Origin of the sequence: Mycobacterium sp. 4D054 (assembly GCF_052245755.1) — a bacterium.
Classification (GTDB): domain Bacteria; phylum Actinomycetota; class Actinomycetes; order Mycobacteriales; family Mycobacteriaceae; genus Mycobacterium.
This window is the reverse complement of record NZ_JBQQCF010000007.1, coordinates 49,536-73,615: the sequence shown is the minus strand read 5'-3', so window position 1 is coordinate 73,615 and position 24,080 is coordinate 49,536. Positions and strand designations below refer to the sequence as shown.

20 protein-coding genes are annotated in these 24,080 nt (G+C 67.2%); 13 read left to right on the top strand and 7 right to left on the bottom strand.

From position 1 onward, the window contains the following. Nucleotides 1-13 precede the first annotated feature (13 nt). The 4 genes from ACTWP6_RS07880 to ACTWP6_RS07865 are packed head-to-tail and all read left to right on the top strand — an operon-like array spanning nt 14 to nt 3,989. On the top strand, nt 14-1,012 hold the full coding sequence (locus ACTWP6_RS07880; RefSeq protein ID WP_443187301.1) for an ATP-binding cassette domain-containing protein: 999 nt from the start codon (nt 14-16) through the stop codon (nt 1,010-1,012). After that, the gene (locus ACTWP6_RS07875) at nt 1,009-1,833 is read left to right on the top strand and encodes an ABC transporter permease (RefSeq protein ID WP_443187300.1); all 825 of its coding nucleotides are present in this window, start codon (nt 1,009-1,011) and stop codon (nt 1,831-1,833) included. The genes ACTWP6_RS07880 and ACTWP6_RS07875 overlap by 4 nt, the downstream gene beginning before the upstream one ends. Next, nucleotides 1,830-2,684 carry an ABC transporter permease gene (locus ACTWP6_RS07870; RefSeq protein WP_313901389.1) on the top strand — a complete coding sequence of 285 codons (855 nt, stop codon included), beginning with the start codon at nt 1,830-1,832 and terminating at the stop codon, nt 2,682-2,684. Before ACTWP6_RS07875 ends, ACTWP6_RS07870 begins: the two co-directional genes overlap by 4 nt. A gap of 54 nt (nt 2,685-2,738) precedes the next feature. Beyond that, the gene (locus ACTWP6_RS07865) at nt 2,739-3,989 is read left to right on the top strand and encodes a phthiocerol/phthiodiolone dimycocerosyl transferase (RefSeq protein ID WP_260752681.1); all 1,251 of its coding nucleotides are present in this window, start codon (nt 2,739-2,741) and stop codon (nt 3,987-3,989) included. A 4-nt stretch (nt 3,990-3,993) separates the two neighbouring features. Here the strand turns inward: ACTWP6_RS07865 and ACTWP6_RS07860 are convergent, their stop codons facing one another. Further along, nucleotides 3,994-4,833, bottom strand: a complete 840-nt coding sequence (locus tag ACTWP6_RS07860) for a class I SAM-dependent methyltransferase (protein ID WP_260752682.1) — start codon at nt 4,831-4,833, stop codon at nt 3,994-3,996. A 104-nt stretch (nt 4,834-4,937) separates the two neighbouring features. Here ACTWP6_RS07860 and ACTWP6_RS07855 point away from each other — a divergent pair, with 104 nt between their 5' ends. The 4 genes from ACTWP6_RS07855 to ACTWP6_RS07840 all read left to right on the top strand — a co-directional run bounded on the left by ACTWP6_RS07855 (nt 4,938) and on the right by ACTWP6_RS07840 (nt 8,373). Then, entirely contained in the window at nt 4,938-5,585 is a 648-nt protein-coding gene (locus ACTWP6_RS07855) for a flavodoxin family protein (protein ID WP_260758125.1), read from the top strand. Nucleotides 5,586-5,589: 4 nt separating this feature from the next. Further along, a complete protein-coding gene (locus ACTWP6_RS07850) occupies nt 5,590-6,096 on the top strand; it encodes a DUF2505 domain-containing protein (RefSeq protein WP_260752683.1) in 507 nt (168 codons plus the stop codon). A gap of 2 nt (nt 6,097-6,098) precedes the next feature. After that, nucleotides 6,099-6,818 carry a nitroreductase family protein gene (locus ACTWP6_RS07845; protein WP_260752684.1) on the top strand — a complete coding sequence of 240 codons (720 nt, stop codon included), beginning with the start codon at nt 6,099-6,101 and terminating at the stop codon, nt 6,816-6,818. Between the two features lie 133 nt (nt 6,819-6,951). Beyond that, nucleotides 6,952-8,373, top strand: a complete 1,422-nt coding sequence (locus ACTWP6_RS07840; protein ID WP_260752685.1) for a hypothetical protein — start codon at nt 6,952-6,954, stop codon at nt 8,371-8,373. Nucleotides 8,374-8,385: 12 nt separating this feature from the next. Here ACTWP6_RS07840 and ACTWP6_RS07835 read toward each other — a convergent pair whose 3' ends face one another. Then, nucleotides 8,386-9,174 (bottom strand): SDR family NAD(P)-dependent oxidoreductase, encoded by a 789-nt coding sequence (locus ACTWP6_RS07835; RefSeq protein ID WP_260752686.1) that lies wholly within the window; start codon nt 9,172-9,174, stop codon nt 8,386-8,388. Nucleotides 9,175-9,215: 41 nt separating this feature from the next. Between ACTWP6_RS07835 and ACTWP6_RS07830 the strand changes: the two genes are divergently transcribed. The 4 genes from ACTWP6_RS07830 to ACTWP6_RS07815 all read left to right on the top strand — a co-directional run bounded on the left by ACTWP6_RS07830 (nt 9,216) and on the right by ACTWP6_RS07815 (nt 16,095). Next, nucleotides 9,216-9,998, top strand: a complete 783-nt coding sequence (locus ACTWP6_RS07830; RefSeq protein WP_260752687.1) for an alpha/beta hydrolase — start codon at nt 9,216-9,218, stop codon at nt 9,996-9,998. An 873-nt stretch (nt 9,999-10,871) separates the two neighbouring features. After that, complete coding sequence (locus ACTWP6_RS07825) at nt 10,872-13,175, top strand: PE-PPE domain-containing protein (RefSeq protein WP_443187299.1); 2,304 nt, start codon at nt 10,872-10,874, stop codon at nt 13,173-13,175. Between the two features lie 34 nt (nt 13,176-13,209). After that, nucleotides 13,210-14,694: a flavin-containing monooxygenase gene (locus ACTWP6_RS07820; RefSeq protein WP_260752689.1), complete on the top strand. Its 1,485-nt coding sequence runs from the start codon at nt 13,210-13,212 to the stop codon at nt 14,692-14,694. 36 nt (nt 14,695-14,730) lie between these two features. Beyond that, nucleotides 14,731-16,095: a cytochrome P450 gene (locus ACTWP6_RS07815; protein WP_260752690.1), complete on the top strand. Its 1,365-nt coding sequence runs from the start codon at nt 14,731-14,733 to the stop codon at nt 16,093-16,095. Here ACTWP6_RS07815 and ACTWP6_RS07810 read toward each other — a convergent pair. From ACTWP6_RS07810 to ACTWP6_RS07790, 5 genes are all read right to left on the bottom strand, one after another. Continuing rightward, the gene (locus tag ACTWP6_RS07810; RefSeq protein WP_260752691.1) at nt 16,092-16,913 is read right to left on the bottom strand and encodes a class I SAM-dependent methyltransferase; all 822 of its coding nucleotides are present in this window, start codon (nt 16,911-16,913) and stop codon (nt 16,092-16,094) included. The two genes, ACTWP6_RS07815 and ACTWP6_RS07810, sit on opposite strands and share 4 nt — an antisense overlap. A 44-nt stretch (nt 16,914-16,957) precedes the next feature. Continuing rightward, nucleotides 16,958-18,211, bottom strand: a complete 1,254-nt coding sequence (locus ACTWP6_RS07805; protein ID WP_260752692.1) for a PE-PPE domain-containing protein — start codon at nt 18,209-18,211, stop codon at nt 16,958-16,960. Between the two features lie 195 nt (nt 18,212-18,406). Continuing rightward, a complete protein-coding gene (locus tag ACTWP6_RS07800; RefSeq protein WP_260752693.1) occupies nt 18,407-19,072 on the bottom strand; it encodes a cutinase family protein in 666 nt (221 codons plus the stop codon). Between the two features lie 59 nt (nt 19,073-19,131). After that, entirely contained in the window at nt 19,132-20,610 is a 1,479-nt protein-coding gene (locus ACTWP6_RS07795; RefSeq protein WP_443187298.1) for a flavin-containing monooxygenase, read from the bottom strand. A 166-nt stretch (nt 20,611-20,776) separates the two neighbouring features. Beyond that, the gene (locus ACTWP6_RS07790) at nt 20,777-21,988 is read right to left on the bottom strand and encodes a PE-PPE domain-containing protein (protein WP_443187297.1); all 1,212 of its coding nucleotides are present in this window, start codon (nt 21,986-21,988) and stop codon (nt 20,777-20,779) included. Nucleotides 21,989-22,841: 853 nt separating this feature from the next. On the opposite strand from ACTWP6_RS07790, the gene ACTWP6_RS07785 reads away from it, so the two are divergent. Next, nucleotides 22,842-24,077 carry a PE-PPE domain-containing protein gene (locus tag ACTWP6_RS07785; protein WP_443187296.1) on the top strand — a complete coding sequence of 412 codons (1,236 nt, stop codon included), beginning with the start codon at nt 22,842-22,844 and terminating at the stop codon, nt 24,075-24,077. Nucleotides 24,078-24,080 lie beyond the last annotated feature (3 nt).

The following is a 24,080-nucleotide window of genomic DNA, read 5'->3' as shown; positions in this document are numbered from 1 at the left end:
TTCAGGAGAGCGCATGACCAGGTCCGACAAGGCGGTGGTCGTCGCCGGCATCAAGAAGTCCTTCGGCTCCGTCCAGGCGCTGCGCGACGTCAGCTTCGAGGTCGAGCGGGGCGAGGTGCTCGGTCTGCTCGGCCCCAACGGGGCCGGCAAGACCACCACCGTGAACATTTTGTCCACGTTGATCAAGCCGGACAGCGGACGCGCGCTCATCGCCGGCCACGACGTCGTCAGCGACCCCTCCGGCGTGCGGCGGGCGTTGATGCTGACCGGCCAGCACGCCGCGCTGGACGATTTGCTGACAGGTCGCGAGAACCTGCTGATGTTCGGGCGGCTGCAGGGTCTGACCAAGAAGGTGGCCAAGCAGCGGGCCCAGGAACTGCTGGAGCAGTTCGACCTGGTGCAGGCCGGCGACCGGCCCGTCGGCAACTACTCGGGCGGCATGAAGCGCCGCATCGACATCGCGTGCGGGCTGGTGGTGCGCCCGGAGGTGGTGTTCCTCGACGAGCCGACCACCGGCCTGGATCCCCGCAGCCGGCAGGCGATCTGGGAACTGGTCACCGACTTCAAAGAGGCCGGGATCGCCACGCTGCTGACCACGCAGTACCTCGAGGAGGCCGACCTCCTCAGCGACCGCATCATCGTCATCGACAAGGGCACCGTGATCGCCGAGGGCACCGCCGACCAGCTCAAGGAGCGCACCGGGGGCACCTACTGCGAGATCGTGCCCCGCCAGCTCGGCGACGTTCCCGAGGTCGCCCGCATCCTCGGTCCGTTGCTGCCCGCCGCGAACCGCGCCGCGATCAGCGACTCCTCGGACCGGATCTCGATGCCGGCGCCGGACGGACCCAACACGCTGATGCAGGCGCTGCACCTGCTCAGCGAACACCACATCGAGCTGATGGACATCGCGCTGCGCCGGCCGTCCCTCGACGAGGTGTTCCTGGCGCTGACCGGGGACAGCACCCGCGGCCGGGACGGCCAGTCCGACGACCTCGTGGCCGCGGACTCGTGATCGGACAGTCCATCATCCCGGCGGACCCGCGACCGCCGGTCTCCAACATCCAGCAGTGGTGGGTGCTGACAATCCGGATGATCACCCCGACCCTGCGCAACGGGGAGCTGGCCACCCAGATCATCGGCTCGATCGTCTTCACCATCGGGTACTACCTTCCGCTCAAACAGATGATGGGCGCGGTGCAGCCGCTGAGCAGCTACGCGCAGTACCTGACGCCGCTGATCGTGCTGCAGGCGATCTGGTTCGCCGCGATCTCGGCGGCGTTCCGCTCGGCGACCGACTCCGTCCAGGGCATCAACCGCCGCTTCCGGGCGATGCCGATCCCGGCGATCACCCCGCTGGCCTCCCGGATGACCGCCAGCATGTACCGCTGCTGTGTGGCGCTGGTGGTCTCGGTGGCGTGCGGCCATGTGATCGGCTTCCGGTTCGACAACGGCGTGCCGGGCCTCGTCGGCTTCGTCGCGCTGGTGCTGCTGATCGGCGCCGCGCTGGCGCTGATCGGCGACCTGATCGGCATCGCTACCCAGAACCCGGAGGCGACCGCGCCCATGATGCTGATCCCGCAGCTGACGCTCGGGCTGGCGTCGGTGGGTCTGCAGCCGGTCGAACGGTTCCCGGACTGGATCCAGGGCTTCGTCCGCAATCAGCCGCTGTCGCAGTGGGTCTACGCGCTGCAGGCCCTGGCCGGTGACAGCTCCGGTGCCGCGCCGGAGGCGAACTGGTCGGTGCTGTTCCCGGCGGTCGCGTGGGCGGTCGGCTGCATCGTCGTGGCGCTCACCCTGCACCTGTGGGTGACCAGGAAACGGCGGTCGGAATGACGCTGGAATCCTCGGAGCCCCTGGTGACCGCCCCGTACCGTCCCGGTGGCAGGCACCGCCGGGAGAAGATCTGGGAGAACTCGCCGAAGCGGCTGCTGCCGCAGGTAGGTGTGCTGACCTGGCGCATCCTGCGCCGCTGGAGCCGCGACCCGGCGACGCTCGTGCAGTCCTTCGTGATGCCCGCGGCGTTCCTGGTGGCCCTGGACATCGTGCTGGGCGACGTGCTCGAAGAGGTCACCGGGCACAGCGGCCTCTACGGCCAGGTGCCGCTGGTCGCCCTGGTCGGCGGAATGACGGGGGCGATCATCGGCGCGGTCGGCATCATGCGCGAGCGGGAAGTCGGGTTGCTGTCGCGCTTCTGGGTCGTCCCCGTGCACCGGGCCGCGGGCCTGCTGTCGCGGCTGGCCGCCGACTTCGTCCGCATCGTGGTGATCACGCTGGTGGTGATGTGCGTCGGCCTGGCTCTCGGGTTCCGGTTCGAACAGGGCGTCCTCGCCGCGATCCTGTGGGTGTTCATGCCCGCGCTGTTCGGGGTCGCGTTGTCGGCGGCGGTGCTGACGCTGGCGCTGTTCTCGTCGAACACGATCGTGCCGCAGGCCACCGAGATCGTCATCGCGATGCTGATGTTCTTCTCGATCGGGTTCGTGCCCCTGGACCAGTACCCGGAATGGCTGCAACCGATCGTCGAGCACCAACCGGTCAGCTATACGATCGAGGCCATGCGGGGCCTGTCCCTGGAGGGCCCGATCGCCGAGCCCGTGCTGTTCTCGGTGTTGTGGGCGGCCGGGATCGCCGCCGTGTGCGCGGTGCCCCTGGCGATCGGATACCGCAAGGCCAGCAAGCGTGGCTGACGGGCCCGTGAGACCCACCGAGACCGATACCTTGACCCCGGGAGTCTGACACTGATGTTTCCTTCATCGGGTATCCGCAAGCTCGCGCGCAGCGAGGAGATGTTCGCCGAGACGCACAACTTCATCGGCCTGGCGGCGCACGTGAAAGGCCCGATGGACGCCGACGCGCTGTCGGACGCGTTCGATCTGCTGCTGCAGGCCCATCCGGTGCTCGGCGGGCATCTGGAGCAGCTGCCCGACGGCAAGTGGGAGATCGTGCTCGACGACCTGATGCACCCCGGCATCGAAGTGGTCGAACTGTCCGGCGACGCGCCCGCGCCGCCGCTGCTGTTCGACCAGACCGTGTCGCTGGTGCATCTGCGCCTGACCGTCCGCGACGGCGTCGCTCAGCCGACGCTGTACATCCACCACAGCCTGGCCGACGGCCACCACCAGTTCAGCCTCGTCGAGGAACTGTTCTCCACCTACACCGACCTCGTCACCACCGGCACCGCCAAACCGATCCAGGTGCACCCGGCGCCGGAACCGCTGGAGGTGATCCTGGCCAACCGCGGCGTGGAGAAGCGCACCCGCTCCGGCCTGGAACGGCTGCTGGCCGCGATGTTCGTCTACGACCTGCCGCCGTCGCGGCGCGCCCCGTCGGAGGTCAATCCGGTTCTGCCGCAACTGGTCCCGATGGCGTACTGCACGCTCTCCGAACAGGACACCGAGAAGATCATCGCGTTCTGCCGGGCCAACAAGCTGGGCCTGAACAGCCTGCTGTCGGCGGCCGTGCTGATGGCCGAGTGGAATGTGCGCAACACCCCGAACATCCCGGTGCCGTACGTGTACCCGGTGGACCTGCGCTACCTGTTGTCACCGCCGGTGTCGGCCACCGAGAGCACCAACCCGGTGGGCATCGCGACCTATCTGGCCGAGATCGAGGCGGGCACCGACATCGCCGAGCTGGCCCGCGACATCAACGACACGTACAAGAAGGACATCGCCGAAGGCGTGATCCAGCAGAGCTTTCTGCACTTCAGCCCGCAATACGTGGGCAACCCGCCCGGCCTGCCCGACGTCGTCATGTTCACCGACAACGGCATCGTGCCCCCGCTGCGCACCCCGCCGGACATGGAGGTGGCCGCCAGCCACGGCGAGTTCTACTTCGCCGTGGGCGCGGGCATCGAGATCTACACCAGCAAGATCTTCAACGGGCAGTTGATGATCGAATACCACTCGCACGGCCCCGACCGTGAGAAGTCCGTCGCGGCGATCGAGACGCAGCTTCGGGGCGTCGTGGCCAAGCGCTCCGGTGCCGGCTGACCGGTCAGGCCTGCCGGGTAGGGTCCCCGTACGCGTAGCGGTGGTACTGCAGTGCGTTTCGCAGCGGCGGCAGCGCCCGCACCGCACGCTTGGCCGCCTGCAGCCCCTTACCCGTCTTGGCGTAGGTCTCGGCGTCGAAAAACGTTGTGGCGGCGAGCAAGCGGATGTCGGGCAGCTTGCCGAGGATGTCTTGCGGGTCGTTGACCGCCCAGTACAGCACCGAACCGGAGGTGCGCACCAGCGACTGCGTCTTCTGCGATTTGATGGCCAGCCAGTTGAAGAAGTCGATCTGCAGTTCGCCGACGCCGAAGCGGTCGATGAAGCGGCGCAGCAGCGCGATGCCCTCGTCCTCGGTCAGGTACATGCTGATGCCCTCGGCGATCAGCAGCGTGGGCCGGTCGGCCGGGATCTCGTCGAGCCAGTTCGGCTCGGTCGCCGGGGTCGCGATGAGCTGGTAGTTGGGCCGGCTGGGGTAGATCTGCTCGCGCAGCGCGATCACCTCGGGGAAATCCACGTCGTACCAACGGACGTCGGGTCCGGGGTCGACGCGGAACACGCGGCAGTCCAGGCCGCAGCCGAGGTGTACGACGGTGCACTCGGGGTGGGCGGTGATGAACTCGCGGACCCAGCGGTCGTAGAGCGCGGTGCGGACCGTGAACAGCGGAGCCCACTTCGGGGTGATCTCCAGTTCACGCCAATCGAAGTCGAGCTTGTCGATCGCGGCCTTGGCGAACCGGTCGCCCAGGATGGGGCGGTCGAAGTCGGCGTCGAGGGCCTTCAGGTACAGGGTCGACAGCATGGTCTTCGCCGGGCCAGTGAGGTCGACCGGAACTTTGTTGCTCACGTGTGTGAGGCTATTCGCAAAGGGCCCGGCGTGGCACGTCGGGTCGACGATGATGACGAGAGGATGGGCCGACCGTGACTCAATCGGGTCCGCCGCGGGTGCTGATGCTCTACTACAGCTACACGGGACAGTCCAAGAAGGTTCTCGACGCCGCCGCCGACGTGTTCCGCGACCGGGGATACGAGGTGACCGAGGCGCCGATCGAATTCACCGACCCGCGCTACGCGCAGCGATTCTCCCGGTTCCCGATGCACCGGGTGTGGCCGGAGTTCTTCGGCATGCTGCCTGCGCAGACGCTGCAGCGCACCGGCGACATCCGCACCCCCGACGCGGTGCGGCGCAACGACTACGACCTGATCTGCATCGGTTCGCCGACCTGGTGGGACACGGTGTCGATGCCGCTGCGATCGTTCCTGAAGTCACACGAGGCGCGGAATCTGCTGGACGGCAAGCGGTTCGCGGTGTTCGTGGTGTGCCGGCGCAAGTGGCGCAAGAACCTCGCAGGGGTGCGAAAGCTCGCCGAGAGCAAGGGCGGCCGCTACGTCGACGGCATCCACTTCACCTACCCGGGCGGGGAACTGCCGTCGATGCTGTCGCTGACGAGTTATCTGGGGTCGGGGGAGTACAAGGACCGCTACCTGGGTGTGAAACTGCCCCCCACCAACATCAACGACGAGCATCTGGAGGAGTCGCGGCGCTTCGCGGCCCGTGTCGCCGACAAGGCGTTCGGCAAGCAAGCGCGGGGGAACTGAGGCCGTGCCCCGTTCCTTCGACGTGACGACCGAGGCTGCCGCCGGGGTCGCCGACGTGCTGGCGGCGTTCGCCGAACGCGACTACTGGCTGGCCCGGCTGGCCGCCTACGGCGGCGACTCGATGCACCTGGATGCGCTGGACGCCGATGCCGGCGGCACCGTGGTGGTGCGCACCACCCAGGATCTGCGCCAGGACATGCTGCCCGGCGCGATCGCGCGGATGCTGCCCGGTGACACCAAGATCATGCGGACCGAGACGTGGCGGCCGGCCGTCGACGGGCGCGCGCAGGGCGACTTCACCATCACCGCACGCGGGGTGCCCAGTTCGGGCTCGGGCACGATGGTGCTCGCGCCGGTCGCGGCGGGATCGAGCCTGCGGGTCAGCGGCACCCTCGAGGTCCGGATCCCGGTGGTCGGCGGACGCATCGAACGCTACGTCGCCGACCTGATCGGCAGGGAGGTGCCGCAGATGCAGCTGTTCACCGCCGAGTGGATCCACGGGAGGGCCTGAGCGTGCCGGAACCGATTCCGACCACGGCCGAGGCGCTGGCCCGGCTGGACATGCCGTTGGTCGAGGCGATGATGACCCAGCGGGCGATCCGCCGGGTGCTGCCGGATCCGGTCGACGACGAGATCGTGCTGAAGTGCCTGGAGCTGGCGCTGCGGGCGCCCACCGGCGCCAACGGGCAGAATTGGGAATTCGTCGTGGTCAAGGATCCCAAGATCAAGCGCAAGCTGCAGCGCCGCTACCGGCTGGCGTGGCGGGTGTTCCACCGCACCTCGATCCGCGACATCGCATCCTATGACGAGGAGATGGCCAAGAGCGTGCGGGCCATCGAATGGCAGCTCGAGCACTTCCATGAGATTCCGGTGCTGGTCATCGCGTGCCTGCGGCTGTCCGCCCGCGACGGCAAGGTGCCGTATGTGCCGATGCCGCATGCGGCGGCGTCGGCGTTCTTCGGCTCGATCTACCCCAGCGTGCAGAATTTGTTGCTGGCAGCGCGGTCGATGGGGCTGGGCGCGTCGCTGATCACGTTGCCGCTGTGGAGTCTGACGTCGGCGCGCCGGGTACTGAAATTGCCTACGGAAGTAACGCCGTGCGCCGTGGTCCCGCTGGGTTGGCCCCGGGGCCGATACGGTCCTACCACGCGTAGACCCGTCGACGAAGTTGTCCATCTGGACCGCTACGGCAATCGGGCCTGGTTCGGGCCGAATCGGACGAAAACGCACTGAACGTATTGACGTAGCCGTCACGATTTGCGGTTCGACACGCGGTGTTTGCACTTTGCTAGACAATGCGGTTGCTGGTCGGTTACGTTCCTTGCCGTTGGGGGACAGCATTTTCACAGACTTCGAAGGGGGCGTCATGCCTGCTGCCGTTAAGCCATACATCACGGCGGGCGTGGCGCTGGTGGGGGCCAGCGTCATTTCCGTCACTCCGATCGCACCGCAGGTGATCGCCGAACGCGCGACCGATCGGTACGTCGCTCTGACCGCGGCGGCGAGCAACATCTGCGACAGCGAGCCCACGTCGGCGCTGTGCACCGACACGGGGGCCTCGGATGTCGCGGTGACCAACAGTGCGGTGTTCGGCGACTCCTCGCTGCTCTACATCCCGGGCAATCTGTTCAACGCGTTGTTGAGCATCCCGGCATGGGAGATCCAGGCGATGGACCGGCTGGCCGACGCGATGATCGGCACCGGCAGCTGGCAGGTGTGGGGGCCCACCAACGTGTTCGGCTTCGACGAGTGGGATCCGCCGAAGCTCAAGGCGTTCATCGACGTGCTGATGCCGTTCCAGCCGTTCTCGTCGGTGCTCGGTGAGCAGATGAGCGTGTGGGCGCAGGCCAACCTGCCGATGAACTCCGGCTGCGCCGGCACGCCCGGGGCATGCCCCGACATGAGCATGCTGCTCGCCGGCATGTTCAAGGTCCCGGTGTCGCAGCTGTACGAGGGTTACACGTTCCCCGAAGCGGGTGAGCAGGGCTCGACCAACCCGTTCGACGGCTCGATCGTGCCGTGGGCCGGCACCACCGTGAAGCTGGAACCGTGGGGTCCGTTCAAGAACTCCTGGGAGTGGCTGACCACCCCGCCGAAGCCGGTGGCCAGCGTGCCGCTGTCCGATTTCATCCGGGTGCCCCTCAAGCTCGCCAAGTCCCTGTTCGACGCTTTCAACCCGTTCGTCCAGAACAGCAGCATCTTCAATCCGCGCAACGGGCTGCTGGCCGTGGTGGCCAAGGCGCTGGCGCCGCTGTTCTGCAAGAGCTGCGATCTGGACAACCTGTACGACAACCCGTGGCTGGGCGAGAATTACGAGCCGCATCCGCCGCTTCCGGAAGACGTGACAGGCGATGCGGCCCAGTCGGACGGTGACTCCGACGAGTCGGGCTCCGGCGCCGATCCCGCGCTGCAGCCGCAGGGGGCCACTCCGGAGCCGGACGAGCAGCAGACCGATCCCGAGTCCGCGGCCGTCACCAGCCTGCTGAAGAAGTTCCAGGCCGCAGGCGCCGAGGATTCGGCTGCCGGGGACGCCGGCGAGGAGCCCGCGGAGGGTGCCGGCGAGGAACCGGCCGAGGAGCCCGCGGAGGAGCCGGCCGAAGAACCGGTCGACGAGGCCGAGGGCGCCGACGACTCCGACGAAGGCGCCGGCAAGCACCGCCTCGACGAGGGGGACGACTCAGCGTCGGTGCAGTCCATCAAGGACAAGGTGGAGGCCGAGAAGGACGCCCCCGAAGACACCGACACCAAGGACACCAAGGACGCCGGCGACTCGGGTTCTGAGGATTAACCGCGGGGACGACTAACCGCGGCGCGCTGCGGCTTTCCGCAGCGCGGGCAGCAGCAGTGCGCGCGGGGTGAAACGCCCGCCGAGTCCGGTCAGTTTCGGCATCAGCCCGGGCACGACGAGGCGCTTGCCCTCGCGCATCGCCGCGATACCGGCTTCGGCGACGTCCTCGACCGAGACCGCAACCTTGCCGCCCGGCGGTCGTTCGCCGGCGATCTCCCACCATTCGGTCGGGACCGGTCCGGGGCACAGCGCGGAGCAGGACACGCCGGTGCCGTGCAGACCTTCGTGCACGGCCTCGGAGAACGTCTGCACGTAGGCCTTGGTCGCCGAGTACACCGCGGCGCCGGGGAGCGGTTGAAAACCGGCGATCGAGCCGATGTTGAGTACCGCTCCACTACCGCGCCGGATCATCTCGGGCAGCGCGGCGTGGGTGAGCTCGGTCAGCGCGAGGACGTTGACGATCACCTGGTCGCGTTCCCGCTCCGGGGGGAGGTGCTGGAGCAGCCCGTTGGTGCCGAACCCCGCGCTGTTCACCAGCCCCGCCACCGACCCGGCGCGCAGCCGCTCCACCGCCTCGGCGCGGCCGGATTCGGCGTTCAGATCCAGCGGTAACAACTCCACCGAAATCGAACGGACACTTCGCAATTCGTCGGCCAGCGCGTCGAGCCGGTCACGTCGTCGCGCGATCAGCGTGAGGTGGTGGCCCCGCCGGGCCAACCCACGGGCGATGTGTTCGCCGATTCCCGACGAAGCGCCGGTGATCACGACGGTGGTGCCTGGACTGGGCTGGGCAAGGCTCATGGGCGGCGATAGTACCCAGGCCGCCGTATACGCTGAGCGCGATGCTGGAGGTAATCGACAAGGGATCGGTCAGCGAATCTCACCCGGTCCCACTGCTGTTCGTCCACGGGGCCTGGCACGCGGCGTGGTGCTGGGACGAGCACTTCCTGGACTTCTTCGCCGGACGGGGCTACCGGGCGCTCGCGGTGAGCCTGCGCGGGCACGGCGGCAGCGGCACCGACAAGAAGCTCAAGGATCTGACCTTCGAGGATTTCATCGCCGACATCACCGCCGCCGCGGACACGTTGCCGACGCGTCCGGTCATCGTCGGACATTCGATGGGCGGGGTGCTGGTCCAGAAATACCTGGAGAGCCGCGACGCGCCGGCCGCGGTGTTGATGGCGTCCATGCCCCCGACAGGTTCGCTGCGGTCCGGGCTGCGGTGGATCAAAAGTCACCCGTGGCATTTCGCCAAGCTGACGGTGACCGGAAGATCACTGCCCTATGTCAGCACACCCGCGCTGGCCAGAGAGCGGTTCTTCTCCCCGAACACGCCGGAATCCGTCGTGTGCCACTACGCGGGACGCCTGCAGGAGGAGAGCGCCCGGATGGGGCTCGACGGTCTGGTGAAGCGGCCACGTCCGGACCGGGTGCACGCCCCGGTGCTCGTTCTCGGCGCCGCCGAGGACGGCGCGGTGACCCGGGACGAAGTGCGGGCGACCGCCGCGGCGTACGGTACCGACGCGCACTTCTTCCCGGCGATGGGGCACAACATGATGCTCGAGGCCGGGTGGAGGGATGTCGCCGGCCGCATCGACACCTGGCTGCGCGACCGCGGACTGTAGACACCGGCTTTGCCGCCCGCCTGCCCCGCGATTGCCACACCCATAATGACGCCGGCGTCAGCAAACGGCCCGGCGGACCCTCGCCCGCTGTGGGCCGCGGCGTCCGGCCACGGCGCGCAGCGTGCATCGACCGTCCCGACGTCCGGCGCCGGGGACCCTCGACGGGGTGGCCGCGCGGGCTGCGGCATATCGGTGGGGCCCGCCGCCGGACACTCCGTAGAGCATGCTCCTGGCGGTCGCGGCGCTGCCGGGAAGCGGCCATTCCGGGGCGCGAACCCCCGCCACCCTCCGATGTGTGATCAAAAATGTTGCCGGACAACCTATTTGCGGGCGTCCCGAGCGGGCGGGGCGGCAGAGCCGGTGCGGCCCCCAGATGCGCGGCGCACCGGCTCCGACCGCGGCGCGACACGCCGGTCCACGCTCCGCGAGCCGGCCGGAGAAGCGCGTCGCGGTGTTCAGCAAGCCTGCCCGCAGCCCTGCAATACGGCCTCTGCGACGTCGGTCCAGGGGGCGTTTCCGCATGAAGAACATGGTGCCGCCAGGCCGCCTCGCCGCCGGCACAAACGCCGCGAATCTGGCTGCCGGCCGCGCAACCGCGGCAGCGCTGGAGGAGGGTTTGCTGATCCGTCTACCAAATCGAGACCTTTGGGGTATTCTCCCTTCGTCAGGGATCGTGCCTACCGTGCAGCTTTGACAGATCGACGCCCCCGGGGGCCGGTCACACGCGACGTGCGTCGCCGGTGATTGCCCAGGTGGCGCCGTTTTGTGAGGGCACCGGGGGCGTATTGGTCGGCGCGCGTCCCCGCACGATGCCAACTGCGTGATCCCGCCCTTTCCGGGCGGGATCATCTGCACCTCAGGAAAGGGACGTTAGTGAATCGAGCGACGAAGACGGCGCTGACGGCGGCTCTGCCGTTCATGATGCTGCCGCTCACCGTTGCCGGACCGCTGCCCACGGCCGCCGCTGCGGCCGTCGAGCTGCCCCCCGGTCCGGCCACCGTCCTGCACACCGGTCCGACCCCGTGGTCCACACCGACCAACTTCGGCGGGATCATCTGCGAGCTGGAGCGCGAGTGCCGCGAGGTGTACTACCAGTACGTGATGCCGCTCGGGACGTTCGAGCCGGGGCTGGCCGAGAACGTCAAGACGATGAACTTCGCGCTGAACAACACCGAGGGCAACAAGGTCGCCTACGGGTTCAGCGGCGGCGCACGTGTGGTCTCCAAGTGGCTGGAGGACAACGCCGACTCCACCGCGATCTCGCCCGAGGAACTGTCGGTCCTGCTCGTCGGCAACGGCGGGCGAAAGTACGGCGGCATCAACGGCTGGTTCTACCGCGACTCGCTGATGACCCCCACCGACACCCCGTTCTCGGTGACCGACGTGGCGCGGGAGTACGACCCGATCGCCGACTTCCCGGACAACCCGTTCAACCTGCTCGCGCTGGCCAACGCCATCTCGGCGTTCGGCAACGTGCACATGAAGTACTCCGAGGCCGACCTCAACGCGCCGGGCAACTATGTCTGGACCGAGGGCAACACCACCTACGTCTTCATCCCCACCGCCCAACTGCCGCTGCTGGCGGGGCTGCGCACCTGGGGGATGGGCGCGCTGGCCGACCAGCTGGAAGCACCGCTGCGGGCGATCATCGACAAGGCCTACAAGCGGGACTACCTGGCGGACGCCGAGGTCATCGGCGAGTCGGACGACGAGGACGACGCCAACCCGGTGCAGCCGGTCGCCGCGGCGATCCCGACCGGCCCGGGCGAGGCCTGCTCGGGCTACAACACCGACGGCTGTGACATCGAGAAGGATCAGTCGTACACCCCGATCACCGCGCCGAATCTGGAGAACGCGGCGTGGCAGAACGTGCTGCCGAACCTGTTCAACGCGCTGATCAGCGTGCCGCGGGCCTACCTCGACGGGCTCAACGACCTGTCGCACGCACTCGAGGTGACCGGCAGCTGGTGGGTCTACACGCCCACCAACGTGCTCGGCTACGACCCGGCCGACCCGCCGAAGATCACCGCGGTCACCAACCTGCTGATCCCGTTCAAGCCGCTGTCGAACGCGCTCGGCGAGCACGTGTCGTGGTGGGCCAAGGCCAACCTGCCGATGGACGCCGGCTGCACCGGCACCGCGCCGCCCACCTGCAAAGACGCGAACTCCATCCTGAGCAAGATGTTCCTGGCCCCGATCTGGGACCTGGTCAACGGTTACAAGTTCCCCGAGCTGAACAATCCCGTCAGCGAGGAAGAGGGCGCTGCGGGCGAGGAGATCCCGGGCCAGACGGGCGCCCCGGTGCCGTGGTCCGGCGAGGCCGTCCAGCTCAACCCGTGGGATCCGGTGTACAACACGCTGAACTACCTGTTCGCGCCGCCGGAGCAGAACCGTCCCGAGCCGATCACGTTCACCGAGGTGGTGGAATCGGTGGTCCGCTTCGGCAAGGCGCTGTGGCTGGACTTCAACCCGTTCGTACCGGGCAGCTTCCTGTGGAAGGGCTACCCGTACACGCTGGTGACCCCGTTCATCAAGCCGTTCGTCAAGCTGCTGTGCCCGTCGTGCGACCCGGAGAACCCCGGGGACCCGACGCCGTTCAGCGATGCGCCGGAGAACGCTGAGGAGCAGGGCGTTCAGAGCACCGAGGGCGCCGAGGACACCGCGCTGCTGGCCTCCTCCACCGAGGCCGCCGACGAGGGCACCGCCTCGGAGGAGGGCACCGAGCAGGACAGCGTGGTGAACACCGCGGTCAACGACCTGCTCCAGAAGTTCAAGCTCGCCCCGCAGGAGGAGGAAGCGGCCCCGGTCGACGAGAAGTCCGGCGACGAGGCCGGCCAGGAGCAGCCCGCCGACGAGGTCACCGACGAGACGCCGGCGGCCGAGGACGAGGGCAAGACCGAGACCGGAACCCCGGCCGAGACCAAGCCCGACACCGGGGTTGACGAGGGTAAGGACGAGGCGGGCGATCCCACCGAGACCGAGTCCGACGCCGAATCCGATGCCGCGGACGAGGACCAGGACAAGGGCGCGGTGTCCGAGGACTCCGAGAAGCCGTCGACCGGCGGTAAGCACCGCAAGACCGACACTGCCGACTCCTCGAACGAGTCCACGTCGGGCGCCGACTCGAACAAGGAGAGCGCCGGCGCGAGCAGCGGCGGCTCTGATTCAGGCGAATAGGAAAGCCTGAAGCGTTGAACGTAGTATCGCCGGAGTGAGCACGGAGCAGTTTGACGCCGTCATCGTCGGGGCAGGATTCGGCGGGATGGGTGCGGCGATCCAGCTGAACCAGCTGGGTTACCGCAACATCGCGATCCTCGACCGCGAGGACGACTTGGGTGGGACGTGGCACGTCAACCGTTATCCAGGCCTGACGGTTGACGTCCCGTCCACCACCTATTCGTACTGGTTCGAACCGAACCCGTACTGGTCGCGGCTGTATGCGCCGGGCTCGGAACTCAAGACCTACGCCGAGCACGTCGCCGACAAGTACGACCTGCGCCGGTACATGCGGTTCAACACCGTCGTCGACGGCGCCCGCTGGGACGACGAGGCCCAGGAATGGGTGGTGTCGTTGACCGGCGGTCAGACCCTGCGGTCGCAGTTCCTGGTGCTGGCGACCGGTTATCTGTGTCAGCCGAAGAAGCCGGACATCCCCGGCATCGACACGTTCGCCGGGACGGTGCTGCACGCCCAGGAATGGGACGACGACTATTCGCTGCGGGGCAAGCGGGCCGCGATCATCGGCACCGGCTCGACCGGCGTGCAGCTCATCCCGAAGCTGGCCGAGGATGTCGCCGACCTGACGGTGTACCAGCGCACACCGATCTGGGTGATGCCGAAGTTCGACCTGTCGTTCGGTCCCCGGACACAGCGGATCTTCGCGAAATTCCCTGCGACGCAACGTTTTGTGCGGCTCTCCAGCGACATGTTCATGGACATCATGACCACGCTGGCGATGTGGAAGTTCCGTCAGCTGCGACCGATCAACACCGCGGCCGCCAAGATCGGGGCGCTGCACCGGTTCCTGGCCATCCGCGACAAGGATTTGCGACGCAAGCTGACACCGGATTACGACTTCGGGTGCAAGCGACCCACGCTGTCGAACGTCTATTACCGCACGTTCACCAAACCCCATGTGCACCTGGAGACCGGCGGCATCGACCACATCGAACCGGACGGCATCGTCGGCAGGGACGGCACCAAGCGCGTCATCGACACGTTGGTGCTGGCCACCGGGTTCGATGTGTGGGAGTCGAACCTGCCCGCCATCGAGGTGATCGGCCGGGACGGCCGTGATCTGGGGAAGTGGTGGCGCGAGAACAGGTTCCAGGCCTACGAGGGTATGACGGTGCCGCAGTTCCCGAACTTGGTGACCCAGGCCAGCCCGTACGCGTGGGTGGGCATGTCCTGGTTCGACACCGTCGAGTACCAGATGCGCCACATGAAGCGGCTCTTCGGCGAGCTGCAGCGCCGGGGTGGCCGCACCTTCGAGGTCACCGAGGAGGCCAACGCCCGTTTCCTCGAGCGCATGCTGACTCTGCTCGACGATTCGGTGTTCCGGCTCGGCGACTGCACGAACTCGCGGTCCTACTGGTTCAACAGCTCCGGCGAGGCGCCGCTGTTCCGGCCGACGTCCATCCGTCAGGCGGTCAAGGAGCAGGAGAGATTCCCGCTCAGCGACTACGCGATAGCCTGATAGTTCACTAGCTCACCAGAGGTAAGGGGTGACGGAATGGCGACGGCCACCACCGATCCAGTGCGGCTCCCGCCGGGTCCGCGGATTCCCAAGCTGATCCAGGGCGCGGCCGTGCTGACCCAGCGCTACGGTGCGATCGCGGCGCTGGGCCGCAAGTACGGCCCGACCTTCACGCTGAACATCCCGGTCTTCGGCGAGACGGTGGTCATCAGCGACCCGGTGCTGGTCAAGGACCTGTTCAGCACCCACCGCGACCTGGTGGGCCGGCCGCAGAACAACCTGGGCGGCGACGTGCTGGGGCCCGGTTCGATCTTCAACCTCGAAGGCGATGAGCTGCAGGCGCGGCGCAAACTGCTGCTCCCGCCGTTCAACGGCAAGAGCATGCGCGGCTACGCGAGCATCACCGAGGAAGAGGCCGTCCGCGAGATCCGGACGTGGCCCGAGGGCGTGGAGTTCGAGACGCTCGAGCCGATGATGCGCATCACGCTCAACACCATTCTGCGCGCCGTGTTCGGCGCGGAGGGCGAGCAGCTCGACGAACTGCGCGTGCTGATGCCCAAGGCCGTCGAGTTCGGTTCCAAGATCGCGCTGATGCCGTCCATCGTGCGGCGCGACTTCGGTCCGTGGAGCCCGGGCGGCAAGTTCGCCGGTTACCGCAAGCGGATGGACGAGCTGCTGAACTCGCTGCTCGACGACGCGCGTGCCGACCCGAACTTCACCGAGCGCAACGACGTGCTGTCGCTGCTGCTGCAGGCCCGCTACGACGACGGCTCACCGATGCCGGACTCCTACATCCTCGACGAGCTGCTCACCATGCTGGTCGCCGGGCACGAGACCACCTCCACGCAACTGGCCTGGACCATCGAGCGGATCCGCCGCCACCCGGAGCTGCTGGCGCGGCTTACCGAGGAGGTGGACGCCGGCGGCAACGAGCTGTTGCTCGCGACGATCGCCGAATCCCAGCGCACCCGTCCCGTGCTGACGGCCGCGCTGCGCCGGGCTCGGACGCGGATCCAGTTGGGGGAGTGGGTGATCCCCGAAGGGGACACGATTCTGGCGAGTACCCAGCTGGCGATGGCTGCCGAGTCGAGCTTCCCCGATGCCGAGAAGTTCGACCCCGACCGGTTTCTCGGAAAGGCGCCGAACCCGTTCGCGTGGATCCCGTTCGGCGGCGGCATGATGCGCTGCATCGGGGCGTCCTTCGCGACCATGGAGATGGAAGTGACGCTGCGCGCGATGCTGCGTGAGTTCACAATCGAGCCGACCACCGAACCCGACGAGAAGCCGCACAGCCGCGGTGTCACCGTCACACCGGCGCGCAACGGCCGCGTGGTCGTGCACCGTCGCAAGAACTCCGCGCCCCGCAACGCGGACTCCGTGTCGGTCGCCGAGAGCAGCTAGAAGCGATACTGCAGGATCCGCGCCTTGCGCGCGATCGCCGGCACCCGGTGCGACAGCCGGCCCGCCAGCCGCAGGCCACCCGGAAACAGCGCCGCCTCGGGCCGCTGCATGACGCTGGCTTCCTCCAGCAGGGCGAGGTCGGGGTTCCAGCTCTCGGGCCGCCGAGCGTCCTTGAAGCCCGCGAAATTCCACTGGTCGTGCGGTGAGTTCGTCTTGCGTGCGGTGGCCACCCTGCCGACCAGCCGGTTGAGCCTGCTGACCGGCCCGTAGTCGTTGAAAGCGATGACGCCGGAAGCGAAATGGCCGGTGACGCGGCGCAGTATCGCGATGACGTCCGACTCGTCGAGGAACGCGACCAGACCGTCGGCGAACACCATCGTCGGCCGGTCGGCGGGAATCGCGTCGGTCCAGCCCGGTTCGAGCAGGGACGCCGGCACCGGATGGTCGTGAGTGGGAAGCAGTGCCTGACGGGTGGCGATCACGGCGGGCAGGTCGACGCTGTACCAGTCCACGCCGGACGGGGGATCGATGCGCAGCACGGCGCTGTTGAATCCGGCGCCCAGGTCGACGACGACGGCGTCGGGATGTTCGGCGATGAAGCCGCGGATGCGCTCGTCGAGCATCTTGGCTCGCAACGCCACCAACGGCACCACACTCGGTGTGGCGGCCAGCGTGGTGAAGTCATAGTCGATCTGAGCCACGGTGGCCGCGGCCCGGTGGTCACCGAGGATTGGATGGACGGCTCTGCTGTCGGTTGCCCGGCAGTACTCGGTGAGCAACGCGGTCTGTTCGATCGAGGTGAGCCCGCTGACATCCATACCGCCAGCCAAGCACATCCACCGGGACGGCAGGCAATCGGTGACTACTCGCTGCCGCCCGAGTCCTCACCGCCGGACTTCTGCCCGTCCGAATCCTTGTCGTCCGCCGTCGCCGCCGAGGAGTCGTCCGTCTCGGGGGCGGCGTCGTCGTTTTCGGTTTCGGCGATTTCAGTTTCGGCGATTTCGGTGTCGTCGGCCTCGGTGTCGTCGATCTCTTCGTCCTCCACCGCCGGTTCATCGTCGCCCAGGTCGTCCGACCGACCGAGGTCGTCCCGGTCCTCGTCGGTCGACACGAACTGCGCCGTCGGTGCGGTGCGGGCCGCATCGACCGTGTCGGCGCCGCCCTCGGGGGCCGGTTCCGCCGGCGGCTCTTCAGGGCCGGGCTCGGCCGGCGGATCCTCTGGTTCAGGTTCAGGTTCAGGTTCTGGCTCGGGTTCGGTGGGCATTCCCGGCTGCGCAGGCAGATAGGACCGGTCGTAGGCGGACTCGACGATCTCCTTGAGCGGACCGTTGAGCGCGTCGGCCAGCTTGATCAAACCGATCCAGCGCAGCGGCTCGAGCAAGGGAAGATTCTCGGTCGGGATGAAGACGTATGTCGTCCTGCCTTCGCGCCAAACGTAATTCGCCGGGTCGTAGAGGTCGACCTCCTCGTAGTTAGGGTGAACGAACGTAAAGCCGGCGAACGCGTTGGCCAATGCGAGCAAGTTCAGCTTGTCCGGGAAATCGGCCGCCAGATCGTACTGGCGCGCGACGTCGAGCACCTCGTACTCGCTGTCGGGGACCACCTGGCCCCAGTCGACGTGCGCACCACCGTGTTTGCGGCCGGGATTGCCGATCAGCACGAAGCTGAGATTCTCCGGGCTCGGCGCGCCCTCGGTGCCGCCATACTCAGCGATCCAGTTCGCCGCCACGCGGGCGCCCTGGCTGTATCCGAAGACGATCTGGCGCGATTGCCCGGGATCCGGCATCGGCTGGCGCAGCGCGGTGTCGAGTCGATCCACCCCCTGTGACCGGAGCAGGTACGGGTACGGCACCGGCGAACAGGAGCGCTGCGCGGCGCAGACCTCGCCGTGCAGGTCATCGTCATTGCCTCCGGGCAACAGGCTCAGCGTCAGCACCCGCGCCTGCTCGGGCAGGTAGGAGAACTCAGCCGCGGCCTGCGGAGCCGACCCGACGGCGTGGAGTACCACAACAGGTGCCGCCGCGGCGGCGGCCGCCGCGAGCCATCTGGCCCGACGCCGCCCCCCGCGGTCCCCGTCGCCTCCGCAAGCCGTTCCGTTCCCTCCACTTGTCGTCATTGGCGCTCCCCCCAGCACTCATATCCCATTCGTTTGCTGATTGGCTTGAGCGTACGCGTGCCGCGTCATGATCACCTGCATTTGGTGGCACCGTCACAGGGAATCGTGTCCTGGGCCGTTCAGTCACCGAGGAGTAACCGCTCATCGCCTTCGGCAAACGTGAATTTCGTTTGCTGGCTACCGGAACGGTGCGCGCTACCGTACCCGGTCTGCGACGAAGTTCGCCGCCTCCTCGACCATGCCGTTATCGACATAGGAGAAGTGCGCCGGCAGGTTGAATCCACGCGAGCAGAATGGATCGTCAAGGCTGCACAGGTCGATCGACTTCGGCCCGTAGGCGCCGCTCATGGCGGGCAACGGACCGCCACCTCGGATGTCGCGCAACGGATTTCCGAAGACGGCCACGGCGGCGACATGGTCGGCGACGTGCGGCGGCATCGGCGTGGGGGTGAACCGGCCCAGCGGCCGCGGGTCGACGGTGATCAAATCGATGACGCCGGCGCCCTGCGACATGCCGCCCAGCACCAGCTTGGTATCGGGGCAGTTGGCGGCCATCCACTGCACCCGGCCGGACGCGTCTGCTGCCCCGAGCGGCGCCGATTCATCGAAGTCGAAACCGGCCGGATAGTTCACCGCATATGCGCCCACCGACTTGCCGCCGACCTTGGGCCGCAACGCATTGACGAAGGCGTCGCCGACCCAGCCGAGACCGGGCTCGGCGCCGGTTCCTCGTGCGAAGATCACCTCGATGTCCGGACACGGGTCCGCCGCCGCGGTCGGCGCCGCGACCCCGGTCTGCCATAACCCGGCCGAAACCGCGACTGCCGCACCGACACTGCCGAGAACGCGCCTCACCTGCATGTGTCCATGCTGTCACATCGCTGTGAGTGCACCGGCCGAACCACCTCTGAGCAGCGCGTTCAGGCGAAGGTGTAGTCGGTGAACGGGAAGTTGTCGTTCTCGCGGTTGGTCTGGTTGGTCGACGCGGGACGAACCAGCGTCTCCCCACTCGGGCTGAAGTAGTAGGAGCGCGAGCGTGAGCAGTCGCCCCGCCGGAACACCGTCTTGCCCAACAGCTTCGACATCCGCTCGCTGAACCGGGTGGTGGCGTCCTCGGTCACCTCGAACGTCGTCGCGTCGCGCCGCTTCAGCTCACCGAAGAGCCGATCCATGTGGCGCATCTGGTATTCCATGGTGTTGAAGTAGGACAACCCGCTGGTGGCGTAGGGTCCGGCCAGGCTCAGGAAGTTCGGAAAGGCCGGTACCGTGACGCCCTGGTAGGTCTTGAAGCCGTTGTCGCGCCACCATTTTCCGAGATTGCGGGCATCACGGCCGATCACCTCGATCGCCGGGATGTTCGCCTCCCAGATATCGAACCCGGTACAGAGCACCAAGGTGTCGATCTCGTTCTTGGTGCCGTCACAGGCCACGATGCCGTCGGATTCCACCCGCTCGATTCCGGAGGTCTGCAGGTGCACGTGCGGCTTGGCCAACGTGCGGTAGTAGGAGTTCGAGTACGTCGGCCGCTTGCATCCGAAGTCGTAATCCGGCGTCAGCTTGGTGCGTAGCTCCTTGTCCCGGATCGACACGAACCGCAGGGCCTGCGAGAGATAGGAGGCGCCGACGTTGAGCTGGCGGAAGTACTTGTAGTTCAGCACCGACAGGATCATCATCACTTCCAGATTCGCGTCGGTGGTGAACCGGAAGGCGCGCTGCAGCAGCGGAATCCGGGTGAACAGCCGGCGCACCAACGGCGGGATCGGGAAGTCGAACTTGGGCACCACATGGATCGGCGTGCGTTGGTACACGGTGAGCTCGGCGGCTGACTTGGACAGCTCGGGGATCAGCTGGACGGCGGTGGCGCCGGTACCGATCAGTCCGATGCGCTCACCGGCGGGGGAGTAGTCGTCATCCCAGTCCATGCTGTGCACGATGCGGCCCGCGAAGTCCTCGATACCGGGGATGTCGGGGGTGCGGGGCTGCGACAGGTAACCGGTGGCGGTGATCAGGAATCGCGACGTCAGCGTCTCGCCGTTCGACAGCGTCACCTGCCACTGCTTGGCGTCCTCGTCCCAGCGCGCGCCGTCGACGGCGCTGTTGAACCGCATGTGCCGGCGCACGTCGTACTTGTCGGCAACATGCTCGGCGTAGGCCTTGAGCTCACTTCCGGGAGCGTAGAGCCGGGACCACTTCGGATTGGGCTCGAACCAGTACGAATAAGTCGCCGACGGGATGTCGACAGCCAGCCCCGGATAGTGGTTGACGTGCCATGTTCCCCCCAGATCGTCCTCACGGTCGACGATCAGGATGTTGTCGTAACCCATTTTCCTGAGCTGGATCGCGGCGCCCATGCCGCCGAATCCAGCTCCTACGACGATCGCGTCGTATTGCGCATCCATGGCCATCAACGCTACCTCACAGCAAATCAAGCCCCCGACCAGTGGATCTTAGGCCGCCGGCGTCGAGAGCGCTTGTCGGTCGCCCTCGGCACACCACGAAGCCCCGGCGTGTGCCGGGGCTCCGGGCGGGCGTCCGAGACGTCGGCGGCCTCGAGTTTCGGGGAGGCTACTCCGAGGAGCCGGAGTCAGACGACCCAGAATCACCGGACGACGAATCCGCCGACGAGTCGGAGTCCGAGGAGTCTGCGGAGTCCGCGGAGTCCTCGGATTCCCCGGCCTCATCGTCGTCCTTCGCGGCCTCGTCGTCCGTGCTCGTCTCGGTGTCGTCGTCGACGGCGTCGAGGTCCTCGACGTCGTCCTTGACACCGGTCGTGTCCTTGGCGCCATCGCTGCCCTCGACCGCCTCCACCGGCTCGGCGGCCTCGGTGACGTCCTCGGCCTCCTCGGCGGGAGTCGCGTCGACGACGTCGTCCTCGGTGACCGGCGCCGTGTTGAATGCCACGCGGGCCACGCTGGTGTCCACGACGTCGTTGCGGCTGTAGCCCTTGTCGATCTTGGCCTTCAGCTCGGCCTCTCGCGGCGCGAGGAACGGCAGCAGCTGAACCAGCGGCAACTTGGCGGTCGGCACCAGGTAGTTCGTCACCTTGCCGCCCGCGTCGTTGTACTCGACGCTGGTGATGTACTCGTCCTTGAGGTCGGCGAACATCATCGGCACGTGCACGAAGATGCCGCCGGCAATGGCGTTGGCGACCGCCAGGAAGTTCCACCACCGGTCCGGCAGGTCGGCCAGGCCGTCGTACTCCCCGGTGACCACCTTGACCTCGTACTGCGAATCCGGCGCCGGCTGGTAGGTGTAGTCGTACCGGCTGTTGTAGCGCGCCTTGTTGATCAGCTTCTGCCGGCTGGAGTCGGCGACCACGATGAAGGTGAGCTCGTCGGCCTGCGGCGCGTTGGGATCCTGCGCCAGCTGCCGCAGCACCTCGGTCACCACCAGCGAGCCGGCGGACAGACCGACGATCTTGACCTGCTCCTTGGGCAGCAGGTTGCCGTCGGCGTCCCGTTCGAGCTTGCCGACGGCGGTGCCGATCGCCGCCTGCAGGTTGGTGATGCCGATGTTGATCGACTGACCCAGGGTGTAGGTGCTGCCCGTATAGGGCTTCGCCTCCGCGGGCCACCCGATGCTGACCCGCTCCATCCCGTGCAGCTCGTCCTTGAGGATCTGAGCCATCACGAGATCGTGCATTGACGGTGTTGCCAGACCGCCGACGACAAGCCCTGACGGGCTGCTCGTGCCCGCCGCGGCGGTGGACAGCGCCAGCGCCACCGAAGCAAAGGCGGTGCCGGCTGCTACTCCCGCCTTACGAAAGCCTTTACGCATGTGATCTCCCCGATGTGTAGCGATGACGTGATCCGCCGTCTCCGACGCGACAGAAGCATATTGCGCTTCCGTCAACCTTTGCGCAGCAAAATCTGCATATTTCTAATTGACGTAGATGTAGCAAAATTGCTTTATATTGCTGTTATTCGCTGCTATGCATTCTCTACAATGGTAGAGAATCTCATTTAACCGCCACCGGCGAAAGGTCGCGTCTCACCTGCGTGAGCCCAGTCCGGGGCTTGACATGCAGATTTAGGTACTAGACGTGCCTACTTGGGCCGATACCAGACAAAATTACATCGACGTGAATTGATGCTGTATAGTGCGTCAATATTTGCAATCCGCTCGTAGCTGGCCACCGGCCCGCTAAAAAAATTAGTTGGTCTGTACCAACCCGATCAGCACAAGATCGACAGTGAGCAGACCCGACGGCCCGCGACGTAACCCCGCGATGGTGGCGTGTCCATGCTGTGATAACGGGCGCGCCACCCGCGGTTCGCCTACCGGATGCGCCAACCCCGTCCGCGGCAAAGCGATCAGCAGCTGTACGCCTGGAATCGGCCGGTATGCCGCCGCAAGGCCTGCCATCCGCTTGCGACGGCTAAAGCACCAGGTCAGGATGCGTGCGATGCGCGACGATGGCCGTGCATGCCACACCCGCCTGCCCCTGCACTTGATCAAGTTTGCTACAGCGGTCGCTCCCGGCGCCCGGCTCCGGTACAGTGCTGTTCGTTTGACGGGGGTCAAGCAGATCGGCAGTCGCGACGGCCGGCTGCTGCGGGCGCCACCGGAGCACGGCTCACCCATGGTCCACGAGGAAGGCACTCTCTTGAATAGAGCGACGAAGGTTGCGATGACCGCGGCTGCCCTGCCGTTTGCTGCGTTCCCGCTGGCATTCGGTGGTTCGATCGCCGCGGCAGCCCAGATCGTCCCGGACGGTCCGGCCACCGTGCTGCATCACGGTCCGACCCCGTGGGCGATGGATGACAACCTCGGCGGCGTTCTCTGCGAGGAACCCAAGGTCTGCACTGCGGTGAACTACCAGTGGATCCTGCCGCTCGGGACGATCGAGCTGGGGGTCACCGAAAACGTGCGAGCCCTCGATTTCGCGATCAAGAATCTGCCGTCGGACCCCGGGGCGCCCGAGGACAAGATCGTCTACGCGTTCAGCGGAGGCGCGAGGGTGGCCTCGGTGTGGCTCAAGAACCACGGCCGCGACCACGAGGGCAGTACCGCGACGCCGGCGCCGGACGATCTGTCGTTCGTCCTGATCGGTAACGGCGGGCGCAAGTACGGCGGGCTCAACGGCTGGTGGTACGGCGATGCGCTGCTCACGCCCACCGACACCGACTACGCCGTGGTCGACATCGCCCGCGAATACGACCCGATCGCCGACTTCCCGGCCAACCCGTTCAACCTGCTGGCCCTCGCCAACGCGATCGCGGCCTTCGATTACGTCCACATGGCTTACGACGAGGTCGATCTCGACGATCCCGACAACATCGTGTGGACCGAGGGCAACACCACCTACGTCCACGTGCCGACCAAGAATCTGCCGCTGCTGCAGGGTTTCCGCGATTTCGGCCTCGGCTGGCTCGTCGAGAGCTGGGAGGAGCCGCTGCGCGCGATCATCGACCAGGCCTACGACCGCACCTGGCTGGAGGGCCGCGAGTCGCAGGGCGGGCAGCAGGCCGCACGCGCCGCCGTCGACGCGGCGGCCACCGGCGACCGGACGGCCGACGACGCCGCTGACGAGGTCACCGACACCGCGGCCGAGGTCACCGCGGTGGGTCATGTGAACGGCGCCGGCGACACCACCGAGGACGACACCGCCGAGCGCGACTCCGGCGACCGGGACGAGGACGCCGGCGTCGACGAGACCGTCGTCGACGAGACCGGCGTCGACGAGACCGGCGTCGACGACGCCGACCCGTCGGTATCGGTAGACGAGGACACCGCCGCCGACACCGAGGCCGACTCCGGGACCGGTGAGTCCGACGACGCCGCCACCGCCCGAGACGCCGCGGATGACAGCGATTCGGGGCCGAAGGGCAGTGATTCCGGCCACGGGAGCGGCGGCGAGGCCTGAGCC

What these genes read in the sequence shown, in the direction of transcription:
- ACTWP6_RS07880 (WP_443187301.1), top strand. Translation starts at nt 14, where the DNA reads ATGACCAGGTCCGACAAGGCGGTGGTCGTCGCCGGCATCAAGAAGTCC.
- ACTWP6_RS07870 (WP_313901389.1), top strand. Translation starts at nt 1,830, where the DNA reads ATGACGCTGGAATCCTCGGAGCCCCTGGTGACCGCCCCGTACCGTCCC.
- ACTWP6_RS07865 (WP_260752681.1), top strand. Translation starts at nt 2,739, where the DNA reads ATGTTTCCTTCATCGGGTATCCGCAAGCTCGCGCGCAGCGAGGAGATG.
- ACTWP6_RS07855 (WP_260758125.1), top strand. Translation starts at nt 4,938, where the DNA reads ATGCTCTACTACAGCTACACGGGACAGTCCAAGAAGGTTCTCGACGCC.
- ACTWP6_RS07840 (WP_260752685.1), top strand. Translation starts at nt 6,952, where the DNA reads ATGCCTGCTGCCGTTAAGCCATACATCACGGCGGGCGTGGCGCTGGTG.
- ACTWP6_RS07835 (WP_260752686.1), bottom strand. Translation starts at nt 9,174, where the DNA reads ATGAGCCTTGCCCAGCCCAGTCCAGGCACCACCGTCGTGATCACCGGC.
- ACTWP6_RS07830 (WP_260752687.1), top strand. Translation starts at nt 9,216, where the DNA reads ATGCTGGAGGTAATCGACAAGGGATCGGTCAGCGAATCTCACCCGGTC.
- ACTWP6_RS07815 (WP_260752690.1), top strand. Translation starts at nt 14,731, where the DNA reads ATGGCGACGGCCACCACCGATCCAGTGCGGCTCCCGCCGGGTCCGCGG.
- ACTWP6_RS07810 (WP_260752691.1), bottom strand. Translation starts at nt 16,913, where the DNA reads ATGGATGTCAGCGGGCTCACCTCGATCGAACAGACCGCGTTGCTCACC.
- ACTWP6_RS07805 (WP_260752692.1), bottom strand. Translation starts at nt 18,211, where the DNA reads ATGACGACAAGTGGAGGGAACGGAACGGCTTGCGGAGGCGACGGGGAC.
- ACTWP6_RS07800 (WP_260752693.1), bottom strand. Translation starts at nt 19,072, where the DNA reads ATGCAGGTGAGGCGCGTTCTCGGCAGTGTCGGTGCGGCAGTCGCGGTT.
- ACTWP6_RS07795 (WP_443187298.1), bottom strand. Translation starts at nt 20,610, where the DNA reads ATGGATGCGCAATACGACGCGATCGTCGTAGGAGCTGGATTCGGCGGC.
- ACTWP6_RS07790 (WP_443187297.1), bottom strand. Translation starts at nt 21,988, where the DNA reads ATGCGTAAAGGCTTTCGTAAGGCGGGAGTAGCAGCCGGCACCGCCTTT.
- ACTWP6_RS07785 (WP_443187296.1), top strand. Translation starts at nt 22,842, where the DNA reads ATGACCGCGGCTGCCCTGCCGTTTGCTGCGTTCCCGCTGGCATTCGGT.